The following is a 9,563-nucleotide window of genomic DNA, read 5'->3' as shown; positions in this document are numbered from 1 at the left end:
CGCCAGGGCCGCCCCCAGGGCCGCCGTCGTGGTCGTCTTCCCCACGCCGCCCTTGCCCGATGTGACAACCAGTACCTTCGCCATTGTCTTGCTCCCCCAAGAAGGCCGAGACCAGGAACGCCGAGATTTGGAACGCCGAGCCGAAATGCGCCTGCTCAAGAGCGCCGGTCCGCGGCGCGATGCCGGTCATCCGGCGGGCTGCGGTCGAGAATCGGTGGTGTGAACGAGCCGGCGGCCGTGGTCGCCGGCTTCCAAGGCGCGTCCGTCAGTCGAGGGACGCCATGCGCAGCGCGTCGCGCTCCAGCCAGACCTGAACCGCCTTGTCGCGCAGCGTCGGGTCGGTCATCTCGGCGGTGCGGAAGAGCCCGTCGATGCCGAGCAGTTCGGGCTGGAAGCGGCGGCAGTAGATGCGGGCCCGCCGGTTGCCGCCCGCTCCCGCGATGGCCCGGCCGCGCAGCGCGCCGTAGACGTGGATCGACCCGCCGGCCAGGATCTCGGCGCCCGAGGCCACCGAGCCCATCACGGTGACGTCGCCGTCGGGGTGAAAGATGCTCTGTCCCGAGCGCAGCGGCGTTTCGAGCACGAGCGAGCTCGGCTTCGGCTTCTCGGGCGGGGGAGGCAGCGCCAGGTCGGCGGGGCGCCCGCCGCTGAGCCGGGGCGGCATCGCGGGCGTCGTCCAGGCGGGGTCCGCCTTCTCGATGCCCATGATGCGGATCCCGCGCCGCTCCAGCTCGGCGAGGATGCGCGCGAGATCGGGTTCGGCCTCGGCCGGGGCAGGGGGCTCGGCCGCTGCGCCGTCACCCGCACAGGCGGCGGGGTCGGGGACCGGGCCCTCCGCCGGCGTCTCCTCTTCGGCTGCCTCGGCAGCCGGGGGAGTGTCGGTCGTCTCCGCCGCGGGCGGCGCCTCGACCGGGACGGTCATGCCCGCCACGTCGAGGATCACGGGCCGCTCGGCGAACAGCGTCGGCGAATTCCGGACGAGATCGTCCAGCTTCGCGAACCAATCGTCGAGAGGCCTCTCGGGGGCGAGGACGAGCGCCCGGAAGGAGCGTCCTCGCAGCGGGAGGGAAGGACGGGTGTGGCTGATGCTGGTCACGGCTGTTGACGAGTTGTTACCTACAACCATGAAGCGCGCAGCATGGTTACCGACCGGTTAACGGTGGTGCCGCTCCCTCACGAACTCTCAGCGATTCTTAACGCGGCATTCGCGCCACACCGGATGTTGCCGCAGAGTGACAATCGCCGGATCGCCGTCGCCTCCGCAATCATGCTCATCGCATTTTAAGGCGGAACATGAGATGACACTCCTGTTACTCCCGCCCGCTCCCCGCCATGATCCATCTTACAGAGAATATCCTGCTTCAGCACCGTGAAGTCAGAGCGGTCCTGCTGAGTTCTGGCGCCTTCTTCGCGCTTCTGTTCTGCTGGGCTTGGCTGATTTCCTGATAAACCGCCAAGCTTGATCGTTCGCGGATGGGATCTTGTTCCTCCTGAAAGCGTTGGCTCCCGGACCGCGCCGGCTCTCGGCCGGCCAGCCCGTTCAGGGAGAAACGCCTCATGACGAAGATCGCGACCCTCGGTGCCATCCTGATGCTCGTGGCGGGTCCTGCGCTCGCGCAGGGCCGCCCGGCCAACAGCTCGTCCGGCGCCGCCAGCAACGCCGAATCGAACAACAAGCCGGCTTCGAACAGCGCGGGCGGCGGCGGCGGCGGCAGCCGCTGACCCCACCCTCATCTGACCGCTCCAACGAGAAGGGCGGCGGGATCGCTCCCGCCGCCCTTCTGGCGTTCCGGTTCCAGGCGCCTCAGGCCTGCGGCTGAGGCTCGTAGCCGCCGTCGTTCTCCCGCGGCCGTCCGCGGCCGGCGGAGGGGACGGGGGAGCCGCGGGCCGGCGTCGGCGGGTAGTCGCCGGTGTCGCGCACGGGCGGCTTGCCGTCGAGGAGGTCGCGGATCTCGTCGCCGCTGAGGGTCTCGTATTCGAGCAGGCCGCGCGCGAGGGCCTCCAGGTCGCCGCGATGCTCCTCGAGGATCCGGCGGGCATCCTGCAGGCCGGCCTCCACGAGGCGGCGCACCTCGGCGTCGATTTTCTGGGCGGTGGCCTCCGACACGTTCTGCTGCCGGTTGACCTGCATGCCGAGGAAGACCTCGTCGTTGTTCTCGCCATACGCGACGGTGCCGAGTTCGGGCGAGAAACCCCAGCGCGTCACCATCATGCGGGCGAGCCGGGTGGCCTGCTCGATGTCGGATTGCGCGCCCGACGTGACCTTGTCGTGGCCGAAGATCATCTCCTCCGCCACGCGCCCGCCCATCATGATGGCGAGGCGCGAGGTCATCTGCTCGAAGGACATCGAGAGCTTGTCGCGCTCCGGCAGCTGCATGACCATGCCGAGCGCCCGGCCGCGCGGGATGATCGTCGCCTTGTGGACCGGATCGGTCGCCGGCACGTTCAGCGCGACGATGGCGTGGCCGCCCTCGTGGTAGGCGGTGAGCCGCTTCTCGTCGTCGGTCATGACGAGGGTGCGCCGCTCGGCGCCCATCATCACCTTGTCCTTCGAATCCTCGAACTCGTGCATGGTGACGATGCGCTTGCCGCGCCGGGCGGCCAGCAGCGCCGCCTCGTTGACGAGGTTCATCAGGTCGGCGCCCGAGAAGCCGGGGGTGCCGCGGGCGATCACCTTCAGGTCGACGTCCGGGGCCAGCGGCACCTTGCGGACGTGAACGCGCAGGATGCGCTCGCGGCCGATCACGTCCGGGTTCGGCACGATGATCTGGCGGTCGAAGCGGCCGGGACGCAGCAGCGCCGGGTCGAGCACGTCGGGGCGGTTGGTCGCCGCGATGATAATGATGCCCTCGTTGGCCTCGAAGCCGTCCATCTCCACGAGGAGCTGGTTGAGGGTTTGCTCGCGCTCGTCGTTGCCACCGCCCAAGCCGGCGCCGCGGTGACGGCCCACCGCGTCGATCTCGTCGATGAAGATGATGCAGGGCGCGTTCTTCTTCGCCTGGTCGAACATGTCGCGCACGCGGCTGGCGCCGACGCCGACGAACATCTCGACGAAGTCCGAACCCGAGATGGTGAAGAAGGGCACGTTCGCCTCGCCGGCGACCGCACGCGCGATGAGCGTCTTACCCGTGCCGGGGGGACCGACGAGCAGCACGCCGCGCGGGATGCGCCCGCCGAGGCGCTGGAATTTCTGAGGATCGCGCAGGAATTCCACGATCTCCTGCAGATCCTCCTTGGCCTCGTCGACGCCCGCCACGTCCTCGAAGGTGACACGGCCGTGCGCCTCGGTGAGCAGCTTGGCCTTCGACTTGCCGAAGCCCATGGCCCGGCCCGCGCCCGACTGCATCTGGCGGCTGAGGAAGATCCAGGCGCCGATGAAGACGAGGATCGGCAGCCAGTTCACGAGCAGCGCGATGAACCACGGGGTGTTGTCCGAGGGCGGACGGGCCGTGATGGTCACGCCCTTGCCCTGGAGCTTCGACACCAGCGACGGATCGTTCGGCGCGTAGGTCGTGAAGGTGCCGCCGCCCGTGTAGGTGCCGCTCACCTCCTGCCCGGAGATCACGACGCTCTGGATGCGGCCGGCATCGGCGTCGTTGAGGAGCTGGCTGTAAGCGATCTCGCTGCCGCCGGAGCGGTGACCCGGGTTCTGAAACAGGGTCACCAGCGCGAGCACCAGCAGGAAGATCACCACCCACAGGGCGAAGTTGCGGAAATTGGGGTTCATCGAACAGACATTCCTTGAGGAGGGCGGCACCAGCGGGCGCGCCGGGACGGCCGCTCACCCTCGACGCCCAATGTAGGCGTCGCCTCCCCCCTTGCCAAGTAAATCGGCCGGGAGTGCGGCGGCTCGTCCGCGGGAGGGCGGGGGCGGCTCAGCGGCGGCGGGGGGGCTCCGCCCGCAGCGTCAGGAGATCCTGCGACACCGCGATCAGGGCGCCGCCGAGCGTGAGGCGCAGCGCCCGCCCCTCGGCGATGGCCGGCAGGAGCCGGCCGAGGAGCGCGCCTTCGAGGCGTTCCAGCCGCACCGGGCGGGCCTGCGCGCCCAATGCCGTGATCGCGTCCGCCATTACCCGCAGGGCCACCGCCGGGGGCAGCGCGGCGAGGCCTGGGGCATCCAGGGCGAGGGCCGAGGCGGGAGCCGACCGGGTCAGAGTGCGCAGGGCCGCCTGCGCCACTGCGGCCAGCGCCGCCTCGGTGCGGCGCTCGCGCTCGGCGAGGCGGGCGAGACGCGCGGGCGTGAGGCCCTCAGCAGCGAGCAGCGGCATCACCCGCCGCAGCCGCGCGCGGGCGAAGCGCGGGTCGCGGTTGCCGGGATCGGTGGCGAAGGCCCAGCCGCGCGCCGCGCAGGTGGCGACGAGCCGCGCCTTGGGGATGTCGAGAAAGGGACGCACCAGGGCGATCCCGCCGAGATCCCGCACCGGCTCGATGCCGCCGAGCCCCGCCGGCCCGGACCCGGCGCAGAGCCGCATCAGCACCGTCTCGGCCTGATCGTCGAGGGTGTGGGCGGTGAGGAGCGCCCCCGCGCCGACCTCGCGGGCGAGGGCGCGGAGCAGGCAGTAGCGCGCCGCGCGCGCCGCCTCCTGCAGGCCGGTGCGGGGCTTGTCGCCGCGCCACGCGAGGCGGCGATGCGGCAGACCGTGCGCTTCGGCCGCCCGCGCCACCGCCTCGGCCTCGGCGAACGATTCCGGCCGCAGCCCGTGATCGACTGTGGCGACCAGCACCGGAACGGCGGGGGGCAGGCACGCGGCGCAGCCCATCAGTGCCGTCGAATCGGGGCCGCCCGAGACCGCGAGCACCACCCCCGCGCGCGCCGCCGGCCCGAGCCAGGGCGCCAGACGCTCCGCGCTCTCCGCGAGACCGAGCGGGTCGTCCTCGGCCGGAGGCCGCGGCCTCACGCGGCGCAGCGCGCCCGCTTCTGCTCGCGGTCGACGCCCTGCTTCACGGAGGCGGAGGCCTGCGGGAACTTGCGCTCCAGCTCGGCCAGGGTGGCGCAGGCCTGCTCGCGGGCGCCGAGCGCGTTGAGCGATGTCCCGAGCTTCAGCATCGCGTCCGGGGCCTTGCGGGAGCGGGCGTAGTCGGTGGAGACCTTGAGGAACTGCTCGGCGGCCTCGCGGGTGCGGTTGCGCTGCAGGTAGCTCTCGCCGAGCCAGTAGGTGGCGTCCGGCACGAGCGCGTCGCGCGGATGCGACTGGATGAACTGGCGCAGGCTCATCTCGGCCTGCTCGTACTGGCGCTGCAGCACGTAGGCGTAGGCCGCCTCGTAATCGGCCTTGGCGTCGCCCGTGCCCGTGGCGGCGATGCTCTCTCGCGCGCGCACCGGCGGGGCGACCGCCGCGGGAGCGCGCGGCGGCGCGAGGTCCACGGGCTCACCGAAGCCCGGGGCCGCTTCGTCGTCGAGGGCGGCCGCCGGAGGGGCGAGGGTGGCGGTGGTGCTCGGCGTCGCCGGGGCGGCGGCGACCGCCCGCGGCGTCGAGGGCGCAGTGGCGCCGAGCGGCTGCGGCGCGCCCGGGGCGGAGGGGGAGAGGGTGGGATCGAAGGCGTCGCTGCGCTTCTGCGGCTTGGCGGGCGTGCCGCCCGCCGCGGGCGCGGCCGGGCGCCCGCCCTTGCCCTCCTGGAAGCGGTACTCGACGTCCTCCTGGAACTTGCGCAGCTGCTCCTTGAGCTGGCGGTTCTCGTACTGGAGGGTCTCGATCTGCCCCGCCATCTGGCGGGACTGATTCTCAAGGCGGTTGAGCCGCACCACGAGGTCGGCGGCGTCCTGCGCCCGGCCCGGGAGAGCCGCGGCAAGAAGGAGACCCGTGGCGAGGAGCAGGCGGCGGAGCATCATGGCTGGCAATTCGGCTGTCGCGATGGCGGCGCGCTTAGCAGATGCGCCGCCATCCGGCAAAAGTGCGGCCGATGCTCCCGCGGCCTACGATCCCGCGCCGCCGTCGAGCACCGTGACGGCGCGGCGGTTCTGCGACCAGCAGGAGATGTCGTTGCAGACCGCGACCGGGCGTTCCTTGCCGTAGGACACGGTGCGCATGCGCGAGCCGCCGATGCCGCGCGAGGCGAGATAGTCGCGGACCGCCTGGGCGCGCCGGGCGCCGAGCGAAAAGTTGTACTCGCGGGTGCCGCGCTCGTCGGCGTGGCCCTCGATCAGGAACGTGTAGCGCGGGTAGCGCGACAGCCACTGCGCCTGCTTATCGAGGGTCGCGGTCGCGGTCGGCGAGAGGTCGGTGGAATCGCTGTCGAAGAAGACGCGGTCGCCGATGTTGACCACGAAATCCTGGGCGCTGCCGGGCGTGGCGGCGCCCGCCCCGGCTGCGTAGGCGGAGGCGTCGGCGAGGTCCTTGTTGGACGAGCAGGCGGCGATCGACAGGGCGAGGCCGACCGCGGCGGCGGCCCTGAGCACGCGCAGCGAGGCGAGCGGCAGCGACATCGTTTCGGTACTCCTCTGGCGGGGCCGGTGCCGCGTCGCGGCATCGCGCCCGCCTCTCACGCTTTGCGACCTCATAGGTCCCGGCCGGTTAAGCGAAGGTTCCGTCAACCTTGACGAGCCCTTGCGGCGAAGCCTCGAAAGCACCGCACCGCCGGAAACCGTGGCTGAGGGTTAATCAGGCGTGAAATGCGGCCACGCTGGGGCGCCGGGCCTCGCCCGCGCCGCCCGCCGACGCGTGTTGCATTGCAGTAACGGCCGGAGGACGCCCCCGGCGCGATGCCGCTGCGGCATTCAGACAATCTTAACCATGCGGGTCCAGCCTGGAACCCGCCTTCCGGGAGCCGAGCGATGTCCGGGCCGACGCCTGACCAGACCACACTCCTCCTCGTGGAGGACAATTACCTCCTTCTGGAGATGCTGGTCGCGCTGTTCGACCAGGAGGGCGTCCGGACGCTGACGGCCTCGAGCGGGGAGGCGGCCCTGACGCTATTGCGGGAGCGCGGCACGGCGATCGGCTGGCTGTTCACGGATATTCGGCTGCCCGGGCTGATCGACGGCTGGACGGTGGCCGAGGTCTACCGGTCGCTGCATCCGGACCGTCCGGTGATCTACTCCACCACCAGCGCCACCGCCGACCAGCGCCGGGCGCAGGGCGGCATCGTGCTGCAGAAGCCGTTCGTGCTGGCCGACGTGGTGGAACTCGCGCTGATGATGCGCGGCGGGGCCGTGCAGGACGACCTGCGCTGCGCCTGAGGCGGGGCACGCTACACGACCGTTGAGCACGGCCGCGCCGTATGACGAAGGGATCCGCGCCAATCTCACTTTCCCGGACAACTGCAGCGAAGCGGAAGGAGATCCGGGACCCAGCACAAGATGTCGCGAAGCGTCCGTATTCTGCAACGTTGCAGAATGCAGCGCCGCTGCGCGGCACATCTTTTGCTGGTTCCCGGATCTCCTTCCACTTCGTTTCAGTCGTCCGGGAAAGGGGGGCGTGCGACCCCGCTCGACTGAGTTGGTAGCTTGATACCAATCACAACTTCATCCGGCGATCATGGAATCAGGCGGCGTCGAACAGGGCCGTGACGGTCGGGTCCGCCGCCCAGGCCCGCATGCGCGGCCCGTCGAGGCGCGCCCGCGGCGTGGCCCGGTAGGTCCGGAACGAGGCCGCGACGAAGCCCGGCAGGTCGTGGAGCGTGGCCGGGCCGCTGCCCCGCACCTTGTCCTTGAACAGGTAGGAGCCCGGCAGGCCGTAGCGCTCGGCCAGCGGCGGATAGACCGGCCAAATGACGTCGCGCACGAGGTCGTCCGGCAGGTAGGCCTCCGGCTCCACGTCGCGCACGGGCAGCCTCGCCTCGACGAGGAGGCGGCGGGCGACGTCGCCGAGCACGAACAGTTTCGGGTGGTTGATGCCGTGCATGAAGCAGCCGCGGCGGCTCCAGCGCAGGAACTCGCGCTCCACCGGGCAGCCGTCGGCCGAAGCGGCGGCGAGCAGCGCGCGCGCGGAGGCGTCCCAGCCGTCGAGATAGCCGAGCCGGGCGAAGATGTCTTCGCGGAAGAGCCGCAGCGTGCGCGCCTCGTCGAGGCCGCGCAGGAAGCCGAACACCGCCAGGGCCGAGTGATAGAGGCCGAGCGGGGAGGGGGTGAAGCCCTCCCGGCTGCCGCCGTGCCCGACGTAGATCATGTCGGGATGGAAGGCCGAGAAGACGAAGGTGGGGTAGACCGAGAGCCGCGGCAGGCCCGTCTGCAGGGCGGGAAAGCCCCCCGGCAGGAGCCCGTCCGGCAGCACCTGGGCGACCACGAGATCGTGCCCGGAGAGCGCCCGCGCCAGAGTCTCGGCATCCCGGAAATCGCGCCGGAGGCGCGCGGTCGGCAGCGACGTCACGCGGCTGCCGGGGCAGAGGAGTTCGATCGACCGGGCGACGCCGCGCCCCTGGCAATTGCCGATCACGGCGATCGACGGACCGTCGCGGGACGGGCCTCGCCGCCACGCTCCGGCCCAGGATCGGGCGGAGAAGAGCGCCCGGGCGAGCGGAGACGGCGCGAGCCTGAGCCGGGCGGCGACGGGCGGGAGGATGGAAATGGCGCGCAACCCCTACACGGACCTGCCTGACGCACGGTTCTGGCGCCGGGCGGTGGCCGGCGTCCCGCCCTTCGCGGTCGACCCGCGGCCGGCGGCGCCGTTCCCGATCCTGCCGACCGACCGGGTGGCGACCGGCGGCAGCTGCTTCGCCCAGCGCGTGGCCCAGGCGCTGCGCGATGCCGGCTACCATTACTACATCACCGAGGCCGCGCCAGCCGGCACCCCGCCGGACGAGGCGGCCCAGCGCCAGTTCGGCACCTTCTCGGCGCGCTACGGCAACCTCTACTACACGCGCCAGTTCGTGCAGCTGTTCGACCGGGCCTACGGCGCCTTCCGGCCCGAACTCCGCGTGTGGCCCCGCGAGGACGGCCGCCTCGTCGATCCCTTCCGGCCGACCGTCGAGCCGCAGGGCTTCGCGCATGCGGACGACGTCGAGGCGGCGCGCGAGGCGCATTTCGCGCGGGTGCGCGAGCTGTTCGAAACGCTCGACGTGTTCGTGATGACGCTCGGCCTCACCGAGGGCTGGCGCCACCGGGCGGACGGCGCGGCCCTGCCGCTGGCGCCCGGGGTCGCGGGCGGCGTCTACGACCCGGCCGAGTATGCCTTCGTCAACGCGGGCGCCGCGGAGGTGACGGCGGACCTGCGCGGCTTCCTCGACCGGCTGTGGAGCGTGAACGCGGCGGCCCGAGTGATCCTGACGGTCTCGCCGGTGCCGATGATCGCCACCTACGAGGATCGTCACGTGCTGGAATCGAACCTCTACACCAAGTCGGTGCTGCGGGTGGCGGCCGGCGAGGCGGCCGCGGTCGATCCCCGGGCGGTCTACTTCCCGGCCTACGACATCGTCGCGAGCAACATCAACGCGGGCCGCTACTACGCGGAGGATCTGCGCTCGATCAACGACGCGGGCGTGCGCCACGTCATGCGCTGCTTCCTCGACACCTTCACGCCGGGCGACGCCCCCCGGGCCGCCGCCCCGCCGATCGCCTCCGAGTTCGTCGGCGCCGCGGGCGTGATCTGCGACGAGGAAGAGATCGAGCGGAGCGTGGCGTAGCCGGG

Annotated in this window: 10 protein-coding genes; 3 read left to right on the top strand and 7 right to left on the bottom strand. The window is 71.7% G+C overall.

What is annotated here, in order from left to right; translation table 11 throughout:
• Both ACKUB9_RS27775 and minC read right to left on the bottom strand, forming a co-directional pair.
• On the bottom strand, nt 1-190 hold a 190-nt coding region (locus ACKUB9_RS27775), incomplete at its 3' end, for a hypothetical protein (protein WP_407529233.1).
• 75 nt (nt 191-265) lie between these two features.
• Nucleotides 266-1,096: a septum site-determining protein MinC gene (gene minC, locus ACKUB9_RS27770; RefSeq protein ID WP_407529232.1), complete on the bottom strand. Its 831-nt coding sequence runs from the start codon at nt 1,094-1,096 to the stop codon at nt 266-268.
• 461 nt (nt 1,097-1,557) lie between these two features.
• Here minC and ACKUB9_RS27765 point away from each other — a divergent pair, with 461 nt between their 5' ends.
• Entirely contained in the window at nt 1,558-1,722 is a 165-nt protein-coding gene (locus tag ACKUB9_RS27765) for a hypothetical protein (RefSeq protein ID WP_407529230.1), read from the top strand.
• 82 nt (nt 1,723-1,804) lie between these two features.
• Here ACKUB9_RS27765 and ftsH read toward each other — a convergent pair whose 3' ends face one another.
• The 4 genes from ftsH to pal all read right to left on the bottom strand — a co-directional run bounded on the left by ftsH (nt 1,805) and on the right by pal (nt 6,424).
• Nucleotides 1,805-3,727 (bottom strand): ATP-dependent zinc metalloprotease FtsH, encoded by a 1,923-nt coding sequence (gene ftsH, locus ACKUB9_RS27760; RefSeq protein ID WP_407529229.1) that lies wholly within the window; start codon nt 3,725-3,727, stop codon nt 1,805-1,807.
• 148 nt (nt 3,728-3,875) lie between these two features.
• On the bottom strand, nt 3,876-4,898 hold the full coding sequence (gene tilS / locus ACKUB9_RS27755) for a tRNA lysidine(34) synthetase TilS (protein ID WP_407529228.1): 1,023 nt from the start codon (nt 4,896-4,898) through the stop codon (nt 3,876-3,878).
• Complete coding sequence (gene ybgF / locus ACKUB9_RS27750) at nt 4,895-5,827, bottom strand: tol-pal system protein YbgF (RefSeq protein WP_407529239.1); 933 nt, start codon at nt 5,825-5,827, stop codon at nt 4,895-4,897. Before ybgF ends, tilS begins: the two co-directional genes overlap by 4 nt.
• Before the next feature lie 87 nt (nt 5,828-5,914).
• Nucleotides 5,915-6,424: a peptidoglycan-associated lipoprotein Pal gene (gene pal, locus ACKUB9_RS27745; RefSeq protein ID WP_407529227.1), complete on the bottom strand. Its 510-nt coding sequence runs from the start codon at nt 6,422-6,424 to the stop codon at nt 5,915-5,917.
• Between the two features lie 348 nt (nt 6,425-6,772).
• On the opposite strand from pal, the gene ACKUB9_RS27740 reads away from it, so the two are divergent.
• A complete protein-coding gene (locus tag ACKUB9_RS27740) occupies nt 6,773-7,177 on the top strand; it encodes a response regulator (protein WP_407529226.1) in 405 nt (134 codons plus the stop codon).
• A gap of 304 nt (nt 7,178-7,481) precedes the next feature.
• Here the strand turns inward: ACKUB9_RS27740 and ACKUB9_RS27735 are convergent, their stop codons facing one another.
• A complete protein-coding gene (locus ACKUB9_RS27735) occupies nt 7,482-8,513 on the bottom strand; it encodes a WcbI family polysaccharide biosynthesis putative acetyltransferase (protein ID WP_407529225.1) in 1,032 nt (343 codons plus the stop codon).
• Between ACKUB9_RS27735 and ACKUB9_RS27730 the strand changes: the two genes are divergently transcribed.
• The gene (locus ACKUB9_RS27730; RefSeq protein WP_407529223.1) at nt 8,503-9,558 is read left to right on the top strand and encodes a GSCFA domain-containing protein; all 1,056 of its coding nucleotides are present in this window, start codon (nt 8,503-8,505) and stop codon (nt 9,556-9,558) included. The genes ACKUB9_RS27735 and ACKUB9_RS27730 overlap by 11 nt on opposite strands.
• Nucleotides 9,559-9,563: the final 5 nt, after the last annotated feature.

The organism is Methylobacterium oryzisoli (assembly GCF_046557895.1).
GTDB classification, from domain to species: Bacteria; Pseudomonadota; Alphaproteobacteria; order Rhizobiales; family Beijerinckiaceae; genus Methylobacterium; species Methylobacterium oryzisoli.
Note: the sequence above shows the minus strand (reverse complement) of the source record. Positions and strands in the feature narration are given on the sequence as shown.